Raw genomic sequence first — 18,384 nt, 5'->3', positions numbered from 1 at the left:
CGAACGGTTGAAGCATGAAACCCAACGCCCGCATGGGTTACGCTACCGCTAACCCATCCTACAAATAATTGTGCCTCCCTACTTAAGTAGGTAGGCGTTAAAAATTATCAGATGCCCCCCTTATTAAGGGTAGATCCCCCCGCCTATCGGCACCCCCCTTATCAAGGGGGGCAGGGGGGATCAGACCTAAAATCCATTTTTAATTTAATTATAACCAGCTACTTATAACAACTTTTTAGCAAAATCGATCGCCTCCTGAAAAACTGTAACTTGGCCCTCAATTTGGGCAATTTGTACCTCGGTTAATAACTTACCGATAATCGGACTAGGTTTCAGGTGTAAATGGTTAATTAAATCATCGCCCCTTAATAAAGGTCGGGGATGGGCGATAATATTATCGGGATCGAGATAGGAAGTCAACAGAGAAGCGACGATATTTTTGTTAATCCCCATTGATAAAGCAAAAAGGGCAAAGACAGGAAATACTTTTCCCGTATTTAGATAAATAAAATAATGTTCCCGCAGACTTAAATTATCCGCTTCCTTCAGGGGAGGTAAAGACTTAATTACCGTGATTACCGTGCGAATTTCCCCCCTGGAATACTTGAGATCGATTAACTCTTTTTCCGCTTCTGCTAAAATATCCGATACCAATAGGGCCAATTTTGTCAACTGTAACTGAGAAGGGGAAAAGATAAATTTTTCTGGTAACAAAGATTCTAAAAATCCCGCTGCCGCTTCCACCCCCATAACTCGCTCCATTTTTGCGGGGGTAATCCGACGCAACCAGAGAGATAATAAGCCATCTTCCCAGGCACTTTTTAGCCATTTATTGCCACGGGAATTGAGCAAAAGGTAATTCAACTCGGATTGTACCCTTTCGGCGGCTACACGGTGCAATAAAGGGGCAAGAGAACGAATAGTTGCACGGGTATGGGGTTCGATCTCAAAGTCCAATTGAGCCGCTTGTCGATAGGCCCTTAATAATCTTAGGGGATCATCTTGGAGATTTTCGGGGGAAATCATCCGCAGGGATTGGCAGCCTAAATCTTTTAATCCCCCTAAAGGATCGAAAATTTCTTGGGTGTGGAGATTATAAGCGAGAGCATTAACGGTGAAATCCCGTCTTTTTAGGTCTATTTCTAGAGATTCTCCCTCCTGTTGTGCGAAATCAAGGGTCCCCTGGGGAAAAACGACGCGAGCAATTTGACGAACGGCATCTAAAACCACAAAACCCGCTTTATAATGATGGGCAATAGTTTGGGCAATTTCGATCGCTTTTTCGGGAACCACAAAATCTAGGTCAATATAGTCTTTCTGACGGTTTAATAAAGCGTCTCGCACAGCACCACCGACTAAATAAGCATTTTCTGGCAATTCTTGCCGATTAATCGCAAAAACTTCTTTAACTAAACTATCTAGGTTTTTTTGACAAGACATCGAGAAGATAAATTTACAAAAATATAATTTTTACCGGCCCCATTTGGGGAGAGACTGAGCTAGATTAACGGAAAAGACTTATAGAGTTAAACCTATGTGTATTTGTATTAACTGCTATTTTGTTGATCGCTGTCTCACCTATCATGCCGTAGAAACACAACATCAGGAACGTCATCTCACCGAGACACCGGACTTTGAAGCGAAGAACCCTTCTATTAACGTTAACATTCGCACCAAAGAAGATTATATCGAAATGGAGTGGGATGTGGTGGGTTGTGAAAGCTTTTTGCGCGAAACCGGTAAATGGTCTAGTTTGCGGCCAGGTGAACCAATTCCCACCTAAAACACCTGAACTACTCCATACATATCTACTACAAGAGCCGAAAACCCTTGTCCAGCAATGGATAGACCCGTTAACTTTTCTTGATGTACCCGTGCAATAGTAGTCATACTAAATCTGGTTATTAAAGACTGATTATTTATTCCCCTTTTTGCATGAGTAGAAAACGGGTTTCTCGGAGAAACCCGTTTTCTGTGCGTTACTCACTAAGAGTAAGGGGACCAGGGATCGATGACGGTTTCTCCTCGCTTCTCTTTTTCTGCTAATTCGAGGTTTAAGGTTAATAGTTTCTCTAAGATGTCGTCGTCAGCTTGGAAGTGATATGCTTCCATTACTAGCTTGTCTAATTTCTGATGGAGTTGATACAGTTGGCTACTGGGTTCGTTAAAGAATTGGTTATATAGTTTGGTGATTCCCCATTGTTTTTTCTCCATCTGTTGACTGCGGTATTCGTGTAATTCCCCGGCGGTTTGACGGATTTTTTCGACAAGTTCCCGTGAAGGTGTCTGGGGAAAGGGGAAGGTTTCAAAACAGGTGTTATGGGTGTAGGCTATTGTGCTTGCAAGTGTAGATTTTTGGGTGTGCATCCAAGTTCGGTGAATGTTAGATAAAAGAATACCTAAGATATAATAATCATCGGAAGCAACTACTTTAGTTTTATTACCTGGTAGCCAATCACAGGGACAAGGGACAAAAACTGCCCATTTGGAAACTTCTGGAACAGCAAAGTAGCAATCTAAAGGTTTAATTGCTGTTCTCATTGCTGGTCTTTTTTCACCATATTTCCACCAGTTTAGTTTAGTAACTTCTCGTCTATTTTGCTCTCTTTCTGGCTTAACATTTACTTTAATATGCTCGAAAGGTAGTGTATATTCACTAGCATCCTCTAAACTCATATCATTAAAATCAATAATCCAGCGTTCTGGCTTACCGTGAGGATTTTGGGCTAGATTTGCTCCCATTGAAAACAACTTAAGGACATTCCTATTTTTAGAATCTTGTTTAATCCATTCATCAACTTGTTTTTCACTAACTAGAAAACCTTTACCAACAGGAATCACTCCTTGAAAACATTGATTAAGATTAGCTTTTAATCGCGGAGATTGAGAAACATCTACAGTCGCTTTTAAAGAAGAATTAATCTGAGAAACTTGATGATTATCTAAATAATAACTTACTGGCTCAACTTTACTCCAATTGACAATACTAACATGAACATTAGCCTCACCAGACCAAGGCTGAGTAGAAATCGCCTCATGAATGTGTCCACCATTGTGAGTAATATAATCCAACGCTGCTACACGACTTTTCCCTTGACTAATAGAATTAGTTCCAACTAAACCCGCTCTTCCTTTCTCGTCTAATTGATTATGTGCTAGACGAAACCAATAGGAACAAAAATCAACCGAGTCTTTAACCTCAGAAAACCTTCCAAACACTCTATTAACATAATCATCACTGAGATTTAATCTCATGTGTTTACCTCCCAAAAATGGAGGATTACCGATAATTGCGTCTGCTTTTTGCCAATCCGTAAACAAAGCATCAGCACAAATAATATTACTATCCAAAGTATCCAAAGGTAAAGAAGCTTCCGTCAAATTAAACCTATCAATTGCCACCTTTCTGGCAATCATTAAAGTCACCCGCGCTAATTCTACAGCAAAAGGATTAATATCCATACCATAAAACTGTTTAGGCGTAACAAAACTAATCTGTAACTGGTCACTAGCAGAACGACGACGGTTAGCAATTTTTTCAATTAATAACTGTTCAATGCGCTTTAATTCTTGATAGGCGACATAGAGAAAATTACCCGAACCGCAAGCCGGATCTAATACCTTATACTGCTGTAATTCTAACTGAAGTGTATTTAACTCGCCAATCGTCCCAGCTTGCTCAATTTTCTCCTCCCAGTAACGGCTAATAGTTGGGCGAACAATTTTCATAATATCCGCTTCTGAGGTAAAGTGCATTCCGTAAGTATGACGTTCTTCAGCATTAGCCGTCCCCTCAAAAATATTACCAAAAATTGCCGGACGGATCTTACTCCAATCCTGACGCGCCGCCACATCCAGAAACTCTAATTCTTTATTAGTTAATTCAATTGGATGAATTATACTAAACAGTCCCCCATTAAAATAATCCACTCCCTGATACTTGCCAGTGGGGGTAATTCCGGGTTGGTTCATCTGTTGAAATAATCCCCCCAAGACATCATAAGAATTGCCACCATTTAGACATTCTTGTACACAAGAAATAAATAAATCTCTTGGCAACAATCCTCGATCCTCAGCAAACATTGCTAATACACACTGCAAAATAAATCGCTGGGCTGTCAACTCATCAAAACCGCTTTTCTGACCGCGTTTTTTTAACAGTTGAAATAACTCACCCATCCGCCGCGCCGCCGTTTCTGTAATCTCGACTTGATTATTCTGAAAAATAGGGGTACGATTCCCTACTTCCATAAAATTGAAGGCACTCACCCGATTTTTCAAATCGTTGAGATTTACTCGATCTACCGGTTCATCTATTTGAAGATCAAAATCAAAAATCCAGAACTGATCAAAATTACATAATAAGACATAGCGAGGGCGATTAGGAACCAATCGACTCCAGTATTCAAAAGCTTGGGGATAGTGCTTACTTAAATCTTCTCCTCGCTTTTTCATTTCAATTAAAACACGAGGTTTCCAAACTAAATCAGCAAATCCTGTTTTACCTTTCTTGCTACCTTTAGTAATCGCCTCCTCATAGGTTGCACCCGCTTCTAACGCACCTTTATGACCAAAAGCTCGAAAGAAACGGTCTAGGAAAATCTGAGCTTCTTTCCTTTCTTTGCCAGTAATGTGCTGTTGACAAAAATCAATAAATTCCTGTAAGCTTTCAAGAGTAGTAGTCATCTATAGCCTTTCCATTGGAGTAGGGTGGGCGTTGTAGTGCGATCACCATCTTACACAATAATTCATCATTCATCATTCATAATTCATCATTCATAATTCATAATTCATAATTCAGGCTCTTCTAGGTTCTGTGTGATCAGTTTAACTTACTCTATGATCGATCGATCTTTGTGTCCTCTGTGTCTGGAGGGGAGAGCCGATTTTCCATTGAATCAAACCAAATCAATCGACGATTAAAGTAGTCAAACCTATACTAGGTAAGCATTTGGGCGAATTATGCCAAAATACTCACTCTCATTAAGAAAGAAATGCTAAAAGCCTTAATTCTCGTGCTTATTGAGAATGAATCTGTTAGTTTGGCGAGTTTTGAGATTGTAGAAGCCTCTCTGTGAATGCGTTTGAGGCACCTGAATCTTTAGGTTAATTTTCTCCCCTATTATAAGTAGTCGTGCAAAATTAATTTCCTAGTGAAGATAGGCAAAAGGCAGGAGGCAAGAGGTGGTTAGATATGTGTAATTAATTTTGCTTAGGTACTTAGCTCAAATTGCCCCTCTCAAACTCCGAAAAACAGCGATCGCCCTTCTTAACCTCAGCTAAAAATGCGATCGCCCCTGATTAAGCAATAGCAAATTCTGTTAATTTACGACTTGCAGGATCATGAAATGCTAAAACAATATCTTCTTTGGGAATCCCTGCTTCTAATAATTGAGAGGTGATTCCTATTTCTGTCCAATCTTGTTCAATATAAACTCTTTCATTTTTAATACGAATATGAATCTGAATATTGTTGATTTTCTTTTTGTTTATCCAACCAATAGACATCCATAGATAATGATCATGATTTTCATCAAAAATTAAACAGGTTTCTAGTTTTTTTTTGGATGAGCTATTCGCAATTGTGTCTAGCTTTGTTAAGGTATTTTGAATAATTTGGCGATAGTTAGTTAGTTTATCCATTGGACAATCTCCTCTTTTTCGATGTTGACAACTAATAAATCTAATTGGTGTCTTTTAATAACGGCTTGAATAGATTTTCGTTGGAAAAAAGTCTCATAAATTTCATCTTTAATAGCCAGATAGATTTCTTGGTATTCATCTTGTCCTAATTGAATGAGATCACGATAAAAAATATATTGTCCCAAAGCCATTTCAAAGTCTTTGATCATTGAAGGGCCAAGAAAGCTTTTAATTTCAATGATAATTTTACGTTGTCTTTGTTCTTCGGAAATATATTTCTCGATCGCCAGGTCTGGATACAATTCAGCGTCTTCATATTCAATAGGATAAGGATCAGCCGTAATTGTCCAGCCGTCTTTAATTAAGGCATTTTTAACGGCTTCGTGATAGAGGTCTTTTGCTGGCATTTGCCTCCTTCTATTTTGATCACTGGATTTATTATAAGCGATCGCCCTCCTCTTCTCACAGTAAAATAGCGATCGCCTCTTCCAAATTTTTATTAAAAACGCGATCGCCTATCGGTAGATGTCCTTTCGATGTCCAATATCTAGAATAATCACCTTTTTTGCAGAATCATCTATCGCGTAAATAACGCGATAAACTCCAATCCGAATCCGCCAACCTTCTCGTCCTGTCAGTTTGAGACACCCTGCTGGTCTTGGATTGTCAGCTAATGCTCTAATCCCGTCTCGAACTTTCTGATAACTATCTTGGGGAAGATTAGCTAAAGCCTTAGAAGCTTGTTTTTTAATCGCAATAGTGTAATTCATTGACGACTATTTTCAATTTCGGCGATCGCCTCTTCAAAAGGAATTTCTTCCTCTTCCGAAATAGCTAAATCATAGGCTCTAATAGCATTTAATTCTTCAGAATCTTCTAGGAGTTTTCGATATTCCTCTATATCTAAAAGAATACCGATTTGATTACCCTGTTCATCAGTAATATACTTTTGCTTTAATGGCATTGATAATTACCTTGTTTGTTAATTTTATCCCCTATTATAGCTCAAATTTATCCTTCATCCTCAACTCAACAGCGATCGCCACTCTCTCTTTTACAGAAAAACTGCGATCGCTCCAATTAAAGTTAAGATGAGAAACTATACCTCAACTTATCCTAAGAATTAAAGATTAAAAAGTATTTCCTATTCTACAAACTAATGGTATTAATTTAGCTAGAGTTGAGGGGTTGACTTTAGAAAATTGGAATGCTATAATAATGCCCAAATACCAATATTCGGAATAAGTAATTATGCCATCTTTAGACTTCTTAATTAAAGAATTGAATAATAATGGTAGCGAAGTAATAGATATAATTAAAATTTATTCCCCAAACACCATTAAGCAAAAAGTTATGGGAAATCCGACATCGGGCAATTTCGGCTGGATTGCAACTGCTCAATGAAGAGGAAATAGAACAAGAACTTGCTGCACGTCGAGGAGGATGCAGTGAGTCATGAAATTGCTGGCACTTACGGTTTAGCGGCGATGGATGCACTTCATGTTGCTGCTGCGCTGCAAATTCAAGCTGATGAACTAATCACCACCGAAAAGCAAACCAAACCAATGCACCGAGTCAGGGAAATTCAGATTGTTTCAATAGACATCTCTTTTGCATGAGTAGAAAACGGGTTTCTCCGAGAAACCCGTTTTCTGTGCGTTACTCAGTCTCAACTTAGTTGGGGTTTAACAACCTTTCTAGGTTTTGTTCACAGTTCTCTTTATGGGAGAGCATATTTAATTTTTCAGAAAGATGTAAGGCGCGTTGCCAGTGATTAATAGCTGATTTAAGATCATGGGTTTTTTCTTCAAATTCTGCCAAAACAATTAAAGTCTCTAGTTCTACATATCGTTCTCCAATATCGAGGGCAATATCTAAAGCTTGATTAAGATATTGATAGGCTAGATCATCCTTTCGAGTGATACTATAAATTTCTCCTAATCCAGCGCAAGCATGGGCAACACCTGCCACATCTGAAATAGCTAAAGCTCTTTTCTTTTGTTGTTTAAAGTATTTTTCAGACTCCTGAAAATTTGCTTGTTGCCAATAAATTGCGGCTAAATTTCCCAAAGAAAAAATAATTCCTGCTTCATCGGTTATTTGCTCAGATAAATCAAGACTTCTTTGAGTATAATCGATAGCTGTATTCAAATCATTGATTCGCCGGTGTGCTTCTCCTAAATTTCGTAAAGCCGTTGCTTGATAAATAAGATTTTTAATTTTTTCTGCCCATTTTAAGTATTTTTCTAAACAAGGAATAGTCTGGTCAACTTTTCCCTGATAAACATAACAATTACCCAGATTTGAATGGGCAACATTAATAATCTCAAATTTTTCGTCACAATCGGGAATAATCTCGGCTAGATTTAAAACTTCATTCAGTCCTATTTCAGCGCTTAAATATTCCCCTTTTATTCCATCAATTGTGGCTATATTTCCTTTTCCTCTTGCTTTCCAAAGAGGATTATTTAATTGCTCGGCTAAGGATAAGAGTTTCTCCGTATAATTTTTTGCTTGGTCAAATTGTCCTAATTCTCGATACATATAACCGAGTTCACTTAAACAGATAAAATCGGTTTCATTGTCAAGATTTCCTAATAATTCTTTACACAGTTTTATGCCATCTTCATACCGTCCCCAGATGCGTAATTGTTTGTGCAAAGGTAAAGAAGTTGGATCATGAATTTCTAAGGGTAAAGAAAATAAAGATTTAGCTTCTTTGTACCAACCTAATCGACACAGACAGAGAAATGCTTCCACATAACGGCTTGCCCGTTCTTGAATAGAGAGCTGCTGTCCCATTTTATCCTTAATATGGCGTTCATAACCAATTAAATGCCAGATAAATGCGCCAAAATGTGCTTTTTCAAAATGACTCCCTGTCGCCCCTAAAATTTCCCCTTTTTGTTTGACTTGAGCGAGTTCTCCAAAAACAGTAAAATCGATACTTGTGAGACGTTCTTTGACTCTTAATTGAGGAGATTGAAAATCATTCATGATTTGGGTTTCCTTCTTTTGTTTGGGTAGATACTAGATGCTTGAAAGCAACATTGCGAATTAAGCTGTGCTGTTTGATATGTGGTTCATATCCCGGTTGTTTTTGAGTTTCTACTAAATAACGGTTAAACAAGGTAAAAAGAGCTAAGTCTAAATCCTGTTCCTCGTATTCTGAAAATAATTGAAGATTTTGAAACCACGCATTTTTAAATTCAAAAGATGAATAAGTGGAGCCATAGATAAGCAATAAATAAGCAGTTTTAAAAGTGTTTTCAAGCCGCTCTATTGTTTTTTTGATTTCCTCCTCTAGCAGTTGTTTTCGTAATTGTTTGGTCATTAAGTTAACTTTGTAATAATCATCAGGATTGGCTTTTTGAGCTTCATCAATCATTTCTCTTAATCGTCGAAATCGGGATTTATTCTCCTCATAATAAGTGCTTATATCTCCATTCAGTCTATCAATAATATCACCAGAAATTAAGCGGATAGCGAGAGGATGTCCTTCATAAAGTTTTCCGATCTCTTTAAGGTAAGCAAGGTTACGTCCATGAAGAATTAATTCGACTTCTGCTTGTTGAAATAAACGTTCAAATAACTGTAAACTTTCCTGATCCTCTAATCCCATTAATGGCTGAATATGCCAATATTGAGCTTGACTAAAAGTTTCAAAATCTTCAGGCTTATCCTGCGAAGTTATCACAATTCGAGTCTGACAATCTTCGGCTTCTAATATTTTTTGAAAAAAGACTCGCCAGAGGGGGTCTTTAAAGCGATTACTACCATCTTGTTGTTCTCCTTGTAAAAGATTTTCCATTGAATCAAACCAAATCAATCGACGATTATTGCTCAGATGATTAACCAGTTGAGTTAATAATTGTTCTGGGTTTTTTGCTTGTTTTGCCGTAACAGGTTCATCGCCACGATTGAGTAAATCAATAGCTGTGCTGATAAAGTTTTGTGCTTCTGATTGCGACTGTTGATCCTCCCGTTGATTAAACCCATCAAAATCAATAGGCAGTTCAGGAGGAAACCCTTCTTGACACAAAGCTAAGGCTAATTTGTAGGCGAGGGCAGTTTTCCCAATACCTGTTATTCCTGTAATTACGACAATGCGACAATCGCCTCTTAGTTTTTCCAGTAAATCACTTTGAAGAGACTCTCGCCCCACCCAAATAGGCTCGATATCTTGAGTCAGTTTTTGCAAAAGATTATCTAGATCTGCGACTTTTGAAGGGTCGATGTTCAAAGCTCGACAAAAGGAAACAAAACCTCCTAATCGAATGTTTTCCCTCCTTAAAAATCGATCTAAAGTCTCTGGGGTGCAATTCAAAGCGTAACGTCGGAGATTGAACAATTCCTCCCAATTGGTATCAGGTTCAGCAAATTGACTAGCTTCTGTGCATAAATGCTCTCTAGTCCAGCCTTCTTTTTGTTTTTGCGCCCATCGGGTTTTGACTTGCTCAAGTCCCGCTACGGAGAGTTTTAACTTCATTGCTCTCTATTCAATCTACATAAGTTTATTTCTCTATTGTTGATCAATTATCCCCAGAAATTCTCATTTTTTGAAAAACTTTCTCTCAAGGTGACTAAGTACATATCAGCTATTTGCTCAATTATAGGTATAGGAAGCCATTCAAGCTTTCTCATTCTTTCTAATTCCAGCTTCTTTTGCTTTTTGCGCCCAAAAATCATCGTTTTGCTTGCTTCTCCGTAGAAATCTAAGGATTTCTATCGCTTTACTCCCAATGAAGAGAGCCTCATTGCTCGTTGTCCTCTTCCTAAGGGTAGCAAAATGGCTATTTCTCAAATAATCAACCAAACCAATGGTAAACAGTTTATCTCATTATCATCTACATCGGTGCGGCTACTGTCATCGGATGGAGTTGATGTCAATCACTTATTTAGCGGTCAAATACGAGAGCGTCACTATGAGCAACTTTCTTGTTGGCTTAATTTAAAACCAAACGAGGAAAAGGATTCAACGGCACAAACATTTGCAACGCTAAAGACCACAAATTACACCCAAAAAGATCCCCTATTCACTTTAAGGACTGTCCGAAGAATGTTACAGGATAACGGTCTTCTCTTTGTCTATGATATATCCCAAACCCCTGATATTGAGCAATATGTGAAGATTCTGTTTTCTTGTGCTGGGTTTATTGTATTAAATAACATTGGCAACTGCTGGATTCTTTGCAAAAGAGCCTTACTTTCTTTTGATGTGCCAAAGGTCAAAGGTTATCTGGTCAAGGAAGCGGAAACACCGGCAGAAATTGAATCCTATTTCTTATTTCTCAAGAATCGCTATCCTGAGTCACAAAATTATCGCAAAGAAATCGACGATTTATTTACTCACCAATCGGTTATTTTTCTAGCCTATCCTGAACAGAATCCCTCTCAGGTAATCGGTGTTGCACGTTATACCTATTCTCTGCCTGAATATGGCTACTATTTGCCTTGTCAACTGGCAACATTTTGTGAAGGAAAACACACAGGAAAGCATTTGATGTTACCCAAAAATGTAACAAGCATCGGAGAAAGTCTCTCTCTATATGATGAAAAGGGAACTGGCAAAATAGGAACAAGTTATCTTGTTTATCAGCAATTGATTCGAGCTATCTTGACTTACAAACATGATATTGCTCACACTGAAATTTCCTACACGACTTATCCAAAAGGGGACGAAACCATTGAAGCACTGTATAAAGAACGTTTTGGATTTAAGCACACTCTACACGATAATGAAAAAGTTTGCTTAAAATATGGAACATTTGCCGGTCAATGGTATCTCATTGAACTGGAGCAGTGGATGATTAAGCATCAGTACCACAACGCTGACCAGATTTTTCATAAACACAAGCAAGCGTTTGCGGTGTGAAGTCTAGCTCAATAGGTTTCCGATAAATACTAGATTTTGGGAACTTAAGGTAAATTATCCTGAAAATTGGCTATATCCTTAAGTGTCCCGAAGTCAATCTCAGCTTTAGATGTCATATTCCTTACTCTATAAGGGTTTGAGGCTATTTTAAAATTGATACCAGTTTGGGTAGATTCCCAAATTATTCTCAAGCTATACTGGCATACCAGATGCGGCCTGTTCAGCCGAAACTTAGAAATAAGTGGATGATTGGCTTTTGTTGAGTAGCTGATAGGGTAGAGTTAGCACTTTAACCAAACTAAGGTTAGGGAACAACTTACGTTGCCTTAATATAAAATACCTTTTTTATCTAGGGTAACTTTTCACTTATGTACTCATCAGAATTATTCAAAAAAACATCAAGTAAAGGAGCTTAAGATGCAATTTGACACCCCATTAGGAAAAGATGAGTCAGTTCAGAAGGAGTATGAGTTTAGCTATTCCTTGATACTTTTCTTTCTAAAATCAGGTTTTTGGTTAACTAACAAGAGACTAATCGCCAGAAAACCCAATGTTCTCCTATTTATCCCTATAGGCCAAGATGAAGTAACATATCCATTAAGAAGCATAGCAGGTATTAAAACTAGAACTGAGTTCAAGTTCTTGCCTCTATGTGTTGGCGTAATCCTTCTCTTAGTTGGTTTTAGTGCTATTAGATCATTTGGATTCCCATTACTTCTACTTGGAGTTGCCAATATCATTAGTGCTTTTCAGACCGTCATTGCTGTTGGTTCAACTGGAGGTGGAGTTGTAGCATATTCTCATGTTCCTTGGGAAGGAACAGAAGCAAAGAAAATGATTAATGAATTAAATCAACTTATTGCAGATATTTGATAAACAGTTTGTTGTTTTTTTTCTGATTATGCTAGAGGGGTTAACTGGACTGTTTTAATCCTCCCTAGCATTTAACTATCTGTTATGTAGTCTTGCGAATTTTCTGTGAATCATTGATTCTAGTTTTTAGTATTCACCAAGAATTAGTCAAGCTTAACAGTAAGTAATGTTTTCAGCAATTGACCATCTTGCGAATTGAAAATCATGAAAAAAATTAACTTCATTTTATTCATTTTGATACTGAGTCAGCTAGGGTTTAGCTTACCACTTAAAGCTCAATCTCGCTGTCAAGCAACCATTAATTCTATTGTCAATGAAATAGAATCTAAAGGAGTTAGAAGGGTGATACTTACAAAAAGGACTGTAACTAATAGGAGAAATCCCACTAATAGAAAAGATGAAATCATTTTCGCATTAAGCCCTTATAATGAAAGCTATACATCTCTTGATACAAGAAGTTATAGGATTGTTTCAAACATTATAGCTTCTGGTGTTTTAATGAAAAGTTATGCCGATAGAATCGTATCTAATTGTCAAGATATTGCCGTTGTAATTTTCGGTATTGATCAGACAGAGTGGGGACCAGAGTTTGCTATTCAATCTGATGGAAAAACTCGCCTACGGGATTGTATTCCTTCTGGTAGTAATTTAACTGCTAATTGGAATCAGACGTATTGTCATTAAGCTTCTAAAAGTCTTAATTAACCTCAAATATTTCTTTCATTAATTTAGCAAAAAATATGAAAATTACTCATTTATTTGTTATCACCTGTCTTGTCAGTTTAACCAGCTTAGTCTTACCAGTAAACGCTCAAACATGGCGTCGTCATCAAGAAAATAACTATCGTAATGTGGTAGCTATTGTTAAACCTCATCGGAGTGGATATTGTAGCAATCATTTTATTCGACAAGATGGCAGGGTTTATGACGCAAGAAAGGGGACTCGTGGAAGTTATTTAATTGTTGATCAAGTCGTCTCATTAACAGGTGTTATTAACACCAATAATAGAGGTGATAAAATTTGGCAAGTTTTCTATCAACCCTCACGCACAACCATGTGGTTACATGACTGTGATTTATCTATTCCTCAACTCGTTGATTAATTAACAATAACCCAGAGGTTTAAACATGAAAACAATTCAAAATTCAATTGCTCGTATGATTGCTAATAGAGAGCAAATTTGGCAACAATATGATCGGGCTGATTCTAATCGAAAAGACCTAAGTAAACGCTTTGCTAAATATTATAGTAATCCAAGTCAAGTTACGACTATTTCCCCTTTAACTTCTCAACAATTACCCCCGGCTGAAATTGAAGCTTGTCTGGATAAATTAGAAGAAACAGACCGTAAAATTAACCAAGAACAGTCTAATATAGAATCTCATAAAAATGAGATAGAGTCTTTAAAAATTAAAGCTCGTAACCTAATCATCGGGCTAATCATTGGGCTGAGTGTGGGGGGTTCTTTCTTGTTGTTCACTTTATTTATCTTTACTAACAATAACTCCTCTGATGACTCTAATTCTTCTCAACTGTATCAGTTAAATACTCAAAAAAATGTTTTAAAATTATCTAAACAAGGAGAATAATGCTTATGTTTTGGCAACAACAAATTGAAGGGTTAAACCAAAAAATTGAACAAAGTAGTCAACGCATAACCGACTATTTAGGGTTTTGTGCTTCTTTGTTCAATCATGGTAAATTAAACGGCGAACAATTACCTAATTATTTTGGAAAATTTCTCCAAGATAGCTATCTATCGACTCAATCTTATTTAGAACAGCAACCATTAGAAATAATAGGAAGTTGGCAAGATTATCGTTGGGAAAATTGGAACATTAACGATAATTTATTATCCTCATTAGAGCATACAGAATTAATTCGTATTGGTCAATTAGTTGAACAAAGATCGAGTAATAACACTTTTTGTGTTCCCGAATTTGCTCCCTTTATTGGTGGGAATAAAACTATTATTATTCGCTGTAGCAATAATACCCGTAATATGGGGCTAGAATTACTGCAATCTCTTGTGATTCGTACCGCTATTTTACTTCCTTATCAAATACGTTATACCTTCTGTGATCCCGTTAATAATGGGGGTGCATTTTTAATGCGTCGTTCCCTTCCTGAGGCTTTGATTAGAGAAAATAGTGGCGAAGTTTATCGAGATTTATTAGAAGTCACCCAAGATATTCGTCGCGTCAAAGAAACCTATTTAGATCCTCAGTCTCCTGCCTTACATTTACTCCCCCCAGATATTCGAGTCAATGAAAGATTTGAGGGGATTTTTGTCGCAGATTTTCCTAAAAGATATGACCGTAGAGATATTGAAGAATTACAAAAAATTGGTAATAGTGGACCAGAAGCTGGAAGATATGTGTTTATTCACTATAATCAAGATATTGATCTCCCTAGAGATATTAATATGAGTGGGTTTGAAAATGCCTTTTATATTGATCTCAGTCAACAGTCAAAGACAGCAACATCTTGTCAACTTCAATTTAAAGCGGATAGTATTCCTGACGCAGATTTACAAAAACAATTACTTGATAAAGTTAAACAAGCTAAACCCCCCGAACGAAAATTAGATTGGGATGATATAGTAGGAATTGATCCGCAAAATTGGTGGAATTATAGCAGTGAAGAATGGATAACCACACCTATCGGTGGAAGAGGAAGTTCTGATCAATTAAATATTTGGTTTGGTAAAGATAGCGAAGGTCATCAATGCGCTCATGGTATGCTAGGAGCAATGACTGGATCAGGAAAATCTACCCTGTATCATGGGCTTATTTTAGGCTTGGCAACTCGTTATAGTCCCTCAGAATTAAGATTTTATCTCATTGATGGCAAATATGGCGTAGAATTAGCCCCCTATCGCAATTTGCCCCATACCGAAGTAGTTTCCTTACATTCCTCCCCTGAATTATCGCGTAGTGTTTTAACTGAATTAATCGCCGAAAAAGAACGACGTAACGCCTTATTTAAAAGATTAGGGGTGTCAGAATTGGCAGGTTATCGCCGACTAGGACAACCAGAGGGCAAAATGCCCCGTATTCTTCTAATTATTGATGAATATCAGGAGTTATTTTTTAACGACAAAGAGGATACTGCTTCCAGTCAACTACTGATTTTAGCCCAACAGGGGCGGAGTGCGGGTATTCATATGTTACTCGCTTCCCAAAGGTTTGGGGCTGAAGGAATGCGGAATCAAACGGGAATTTTGGGTAATATTCACCTGAGAATGGGAATGCAGATGTCAAAAACAGAAATTCAAGCCCTGACAGAATTTGGAAAACGAGGAAAACAATTATTAATGACCTGTGATTTGCCGGGGAAAATTGTTATTAATGACCGTAGTGGCGATGATAACTCTAATTATTTTGGGAAAGTGGCATTTATCGAAAAATCTCGCCGAGATATGATCATTAACGCTTTATCTCAAAAAGCTCATCAACTCTCCCCAGAAGATTACACGGAAACAGTGGTCTTTGATGGAGATTCTCAGCCTAATTTAGCAGATAATCCTCAATTACGCCATATTTTAGATTACGGTAAATGGTTAACCTCAGAAGATTGGGAAAAAATCGCCCGTTTACCTTTCTACAAAGGAGGATTAGGCATTTCTGACTGGTTTAGTGCAGAATACCCGGTCTTAACATGGCTAGGACAAGAATTCAGTGTGAGGCAACAGGCAAGGCTGATATTACGCCGTCGTCCAAGTGAAAACGTTCTAGTTATCGGTGGAGACTATAATACAGCCCGTTATGGAATTCTATCAGCTATTTTGACCAGTCTTGCTATTAATGGCAATCTTCAACAATCTCGTTTTGTTGTGGTAGATCGCAGTGTATCCGGTACACAATGGCATTTAGCATTGGAAGAAGTATGTCAGATTATTCTAAAACCTTTGGGCTTTACGACGGCATTTAACCGCGAAAATAGAATTATTACGGCAATTTTGAACAATTTAATTGTTCAACTTGACGAAAGAAACCAACTCAGTGAAGCAGACTTGATGACTCAACCTTCTATTTTCGTCATCATGACGGAATTAGATAGAGTAGATGACTTAAGACGGAGCAATGAGCAGTCTTATAGCCCAGAAAGTCACTTAACTACTCAAATTAAGCGATTATTGAAGGAAGGACCGAGTAAAGGTATTCATCTCATCCTCAGTTTTTCAGGGATCAAAGCTTTCTCTAATGTCCTTGATATTCGGCGAAATTTAGCTTATTTTCGCCATAGAGTCGCTTTACAGATGTCAGAAGATGATTCTTTCACCTTTGTTAGTGATCGCCAAGCCTCACGTTTACAAGCAGATGGAGATGTTCCAATTAAAGCCCTTTATCGGGATACGGATAGCGATCGCACTACTCTTTTTAAACCTTATAGTACGGAATCTACCCCCGAATTTAAGCAACAAATAGAGAAAATTGCTAATAGTTTGATCAAAAGAGCTTAAAGCTTAATTTAACCATGGATGACTCATTTTTACAACTCAAACACTTTCAACAGACCCTCGAACAATTCCATGATCGCGTTCAATCGGCGTGGCGAGAAGTGGAAACCACCTATGAGGATCTTTCTCCCCATTGGCAAGACCAAAAACGACAAAAACATGACGAAATGTGGCTTGATTTGCAAGAAAAGACTAATAATTATTATAGTCGCCAAATTCCCACCTATAATGATTTTTTAAACCATAAGTTACAAGTATTAGAGAGGTATTTAAACGGTGGATAATTCCCGAAAAACAGCCCTTTTAGCCTATCAAACTGCACTCAATCAATATTATTTGATTTTAAGCGAAGAATTGGAATTTCTCGATACGGCATGGCGATCGCTTGATGAAGTTTTTCAAGGATCAGCCGCCGAAGAATTTACAGGTTTTTGGACAAGAACCTTGGCAGAAATGGAAGATTCAAGGCTAGAAGTTCAGAAAATCCTCAATTTTATCCAAGAAATCCCCGATAAATCTTAATCATTATGACTATTCAAGATCCCCGTATTCTCATTAACCTTCTCAATGACTTAATTGAAGAACTTAGATACTGGAAAATAACCGCCCGTGATACCCTGGATCAAATGTCATGGCATCAAAGGCAAAGTGAAGAAAAAGTCAGTCAAGCTCTGTATCATGCTTCAATTATTCAAGATCAGGCTAAAAATGATCAAAAATTAGTTGATCAGGCTAATGATGAAGTTGCTCAATTGTTATCTAATTGTCATCAAGTCTTAGAAAAAGCTCAACAAAATTTGGCAGCAGCTCAAAATACCCAAAATCAGGCGCAATCAACCCTAAATGATTGGGAATATCAGTTAGGTATTGCAATTGACTGGTTAAGACGGGCAGAAGCCCGATTAGAACTTGCCATAAACGAAAGAGAGCAAGCAGAATTTATTTTAAGCAGTGCAGAATCTGAATTACAAAGCGCACAATCCGCCCTTACCAGTTGCCAAAATTCAGGCTATACTGACAAGGATGGACAATATCATGCGCCCAATTGTTCTGGTCAGCAAGCTAGGGTTAGTCAAGCCCAAAAAAAGGTTCAGGCTGCGATTGCTCGCTTAAATAAAGCCATTGAAGAAGAAAAAGCAGCAAGAGAAGAAGTCGCACGAGCGCAAGCTAGGGTGAATTGTTGTCGAAATGCCGTCGGATATGCCCAAAAAGCCGTCTATCAGGCGAATATTACTTTAAATTATGCCCATAATGCCCTGAGTTTTGCCGAACGTAGTTTAGAAAATGCGAATGCAGCTAGACGGGAAGTTGATAGAGCGCAATTAGAGGCAAGCAATGAGCAGGAAATGGCAGATTTAATGTCTTTAGCCGTAAATAATGCCCGCAATTTCACCGAAGAAGCCCGAAATGATTTCAAAGGAGCGGAAAAGCAAGGAAACTCCGCTCAATGTTTAGAAATTGGGGTAACAAGAGAAATAGAATATCGAGTAGAAAGTCTGATTGAATTCAACCGTCCTTTTCAATTTTAGT

At 37.7% G+C, this 18,384-nt stretch carries 21 protein-coding genes; 12 read left to right on the top strand and 9 right to left on the bottom strand.

Annotation, left to right across the window (positions count from 1 at the left end):
• Nucleotides 1-222: 222 nt before the first annotated feature.
• A complete protein-coding gene (locus myaer_RS10900; protein ID WP_046662099.1) occupies nt 223-1,440 on the bottom strand; it encodes a CCA tRNA nucleotidyltransferase in 1,218 nt (405 codons plus the stop codon).
• Between the two features lie 94 nt (nt 1,441-1,534).
• Here myaer_RS10900 and myaer_RS10895 point away from each other — a divergent pair, with 94 nt between their 5' ends.
• Nucleotides 1,535-1,783, top strand: a complete 249-nt coding sequence (locus tag myaer_RS10895; RefSeq protein ID WP_002760106.1) for a Ycf34 family protein — start codon at nt 1,535-1,537, stop codon at nt 1,781-1,783.
• Between the two features lie 203 nt (nt 1,784-1,986).
• On the opposite strand, the gene myaer_RS10890 is transcribed toward myaer_RS10895, so the two are convergent.
• From myaer_RS10890 to myaer_RS10870, 5 genes are all read right to left on the bottom strand, one after another.
• Nucleotides 1,987-4,686 (bottom strand): DNA methyltransferase, encoded by a 2,700-nt coding sequence (locus tag myaer_RS10890; protein WP_046662098.1) that lies wholly within the window; start codon nt 4,684-4,686, stop codon nt 1,987-1,989.
• A 615-nt stretch (nt 4,687-5,301) separates the two neighbouring features.
• Nucleotides 5,302-5,643 carry a XisI protein gene (locus tag myaer_RS10885; protein WP_002803043.1) on the bottom strand — a complete coding sequence of 114 codons (342 nt, stop codon included), beginning with the start codon at nt 5,641-5,643 and terminating at the stop codon, nt 5,302-5,304.
• Nucleotides 5,631-6,050, bottom strand: a complete 420-nt coding sequence (locus myaer_RS10880; protein ID WP_002767573.1) for a XisH family protein — start codon at nt 6,048-6,050, stop codon at nt 5,631-5,633. Before myaer_RS10880 ends, myaer_RS10885 begins: the two co-directional genes overlap by 13 nt.
• 108 nt (nt 6,051-6,158) lie before the next feature.
• The gene (locus myaer_RS10875; protein WP_002760111.1) at nt 6,159-6,413 is read right to left on the bottom strand and encodes a type II toxin-antitoxin system RelE family toxin; all 255 of its coding nucleotides are present in this window, start codon (nt 6,411-6,413) and stop codon (nt 6,159-6,161) included.
• Complete coding sequence (locus myaer_RS10870; protein ID WP_002760112.1) at nt 6,410-6,607, bottom strand: hypothetical protein; 198 nt, start codon at nt 6,605-6,607, stop codon at nt 6,410-6,412. Before myaer_RS10870 ends, myaer_RS10875 begins: the two co-directional genes overlap by 4 nt.
• 287 nt (nt 6,608-6,894) lie before the next feature.
• Here myaer_RS10870 and myaer_RS21325 point away from each other — a divergent pair, with 287 nt between their 5' ends.
• Together myaer_RS21325 and myaer_RS10865 are read left to right on the top strand one after the other, a co-directional pair.
• Complete coding sequence (locus myaer_RS21325) at nt 6,895-7,047, top strand: hypothetical protein (protein WP_158524796.1); 153 nt, start codon at nt 6,895-6,897, stop codon at nt 7,045-7,047.
• A 20-nt stretch (nt 7,048-7,067) separates the two neighbouring features.
• Nucleotides 7,068-7,262 (top strand): hypothetical protein, encoded by a 195-nt coding sequence (locus myaer_RS10865; RefSeq protein WP_046662097.1) that lies wholly within the window; start codon nt 7,068-7,070, stop codon nt 7,260-7,262.
• 55 nt (nt 7,263-7,317) lie between these two features.
• On the opposite strand, the gene myaer_RS10860 is transcribed toward myaer_RS10865, so the two are convergent.
• Genes myaer_RS10860 through myaer_RS21640 form a run of 3 tightly spaced genes read right to left on the bottom strand, consistent with a single transcriptional unit; the run spans nt 7,318 to nt 10,332 of the window.
• Nucleotides 7,318-8,640 carry a tetratricopeptide repeat protein gene (locus tag myaer_RS10860; RefSeq protein WP_046662096.1) on the bottom strand — a complete coding sequence of 441 codons (1,323 nt, stop codon included), beginning with the start codon at nt 8,638-8,640 and terminating at the stop codon, nt 7,318-7,320.
• On the bottom strand, nt 8,633-10,132 hold the full coding sequence (locus myaer_RS10855; protein ID WP_046662095.1) for an NACHT domain-containing protein: 1,500 nt from the start codon (nt 10,130-10,132) through the stop codon (nt 8,633-8,635). Before myaer_RS10855 ends, myaer_RS10860 begins: the two co-directional genes overlap by 8 nt.
• Before the next feature lie 47 nt (nt 10,133-10,179).
• Nucleotides 10,180-10,332 carry a hypothetical protein gene (locus myaer_RS21640; RefSeq protein ID WP_201261992.1) on the bottom strand — a complete coding sequence of 51 codons (153 nt, stop codon included), beginning with the start codon at nt 10,330-10,332 and terminating at the stop codon, nt 10,180-10,182.
• Nucleotides 10,333-10,432: 100 nt separating this feature from the next.
• Here myaer_RS21640 and myaer_RS10850 point away from each other — a divergent pair, with 100 nt between their 5' ends.
• The 9 genes from myaer_RS10850 to myaer_RS10810 all read left to right on the top strand — a co-directional run bounded on the left by myaer_RS10850 (nt 10,433) and on the right by myaer_RS10810 (nt 18,383).
• The gene (locus myaer_RS10850) at nt 10,433-11,518 is read left to right on the top strand and encodes a hypothetical protein (protein WP_046662094.1); all 1,086 of its coding nucleotides are present in this window, start codon (nt 10,433-10,435) and stop codon (nt 11,516-11,518) included.
• Between the two features lie 417 nt (nt 11,519-11,935).
• A complete protein-coding gene (locus tag myaer_RS10845; RefSeq protein ID WP_002741496.1) occupies nt 11,936-12,391 on the top strand; it encodes a hypothetical protein in 456 nt (151 codons plus the stop codon).
• Between the two features lie 204 nt (nt 12,392-12,595).
• A complete protein-coding gene (locus myaer_RS10840; protein ID WP_046662093.1) occupies nt 12,596-13,075 on the top strand; it encodes a hypothetical protein in 480 nt (159 codons plus the stop codon).
• Nucleotides 13,076-13,131: 56 nt separating this feature from the next.
• On the top strand, nt 13,132-13,494 hold the full coding sequence (locus myaer_RS10835) for a hypothetical protein (RefSeq protein ID WP_046662092.1): 363 nt from the start codon (nt 13,132-13,134) through the stop codon (nt 13,492-13,494).
• A gap of 25 nt (nt 13,495-13,519) precedes the next feature.
• Nucleotides 13,520-13,981: a hypothetical protein gene (locus tag myaer_RS10830; RefSeq protein ID WP_046662091.1), complete on the top strand. Its 462-nt coding sequence runs from the start codon at nt 13,520-13,522 to the stop codon at nt 13,979-13,981.
• A 5-nt stretch (nt 13,982-13,986) separates the two neighbouring features.
• Nucleotides 13,987-16,857, top strand: coding sequence for an FtsK/SpoIIIE domain-containing protein (locus myaer_RS10825; RefSeq protein ID WP_046663707.1), 2,871 nt, complete (start codon nt 13,987-13,989; stop codon nt 16,855-16,857).
• Between the two features lie 14 nt (nt 16,858-16,871).
• On the top strand, nt 16,872-17,138 hold the full coding sequence (locus myaer_RS10820) for a hypothetical protein (RefSeq protein WP_002741504.1): 267 nt from the start codon (nt 16,872-16,874) through the stop codon (nt 17,136-17,138).
• Nucleotides 17,131-17,376: a hypothetical protein gene (locus myaer_RS10815; RefSeq protein ID WP_002741506.1), complete on the top strand. Its 246-nt coding sequence runs from the start codon at nt 17,131-17,133 to the stop codon at nt 17,374-17,376. The genes myaer_RS10820 and myaer_RS10815 overlap by 8 nt, the downstream gene beginning before the upstream one ends.
• A gap of 5 nt (nt 17,377-17,381) precedes the next feature.
• Nucleotides 17,382-18,383 carry a hypothetical protein gene (locus tag myaer_RS10810; protein WP_046662090.1) on the top strand — a complete coding sequence of 334 codons (1,002 nt, stop codon included), beginning with the start codon at nt 17,382-17,384 and terminating at the stop codon, nt 18,381-18,383.
• Nucleotide 18,384: the final 1 nt, after the last annotated feature.

Origin of the sequence: Microcystis aeruginosa NIES-2549, from assembly GCF_000981785.2 — a bacterium.
Lineage (GTDB): Bacteria > Cyanobacteriota > Cyanobacteriia > Cyanobacteriales > Microcystaceae > Microcystis > Microcystis aeruginosa_C.
This window is presented reverse-complemented; position numbering and strand designations above follow the sequence as displayed.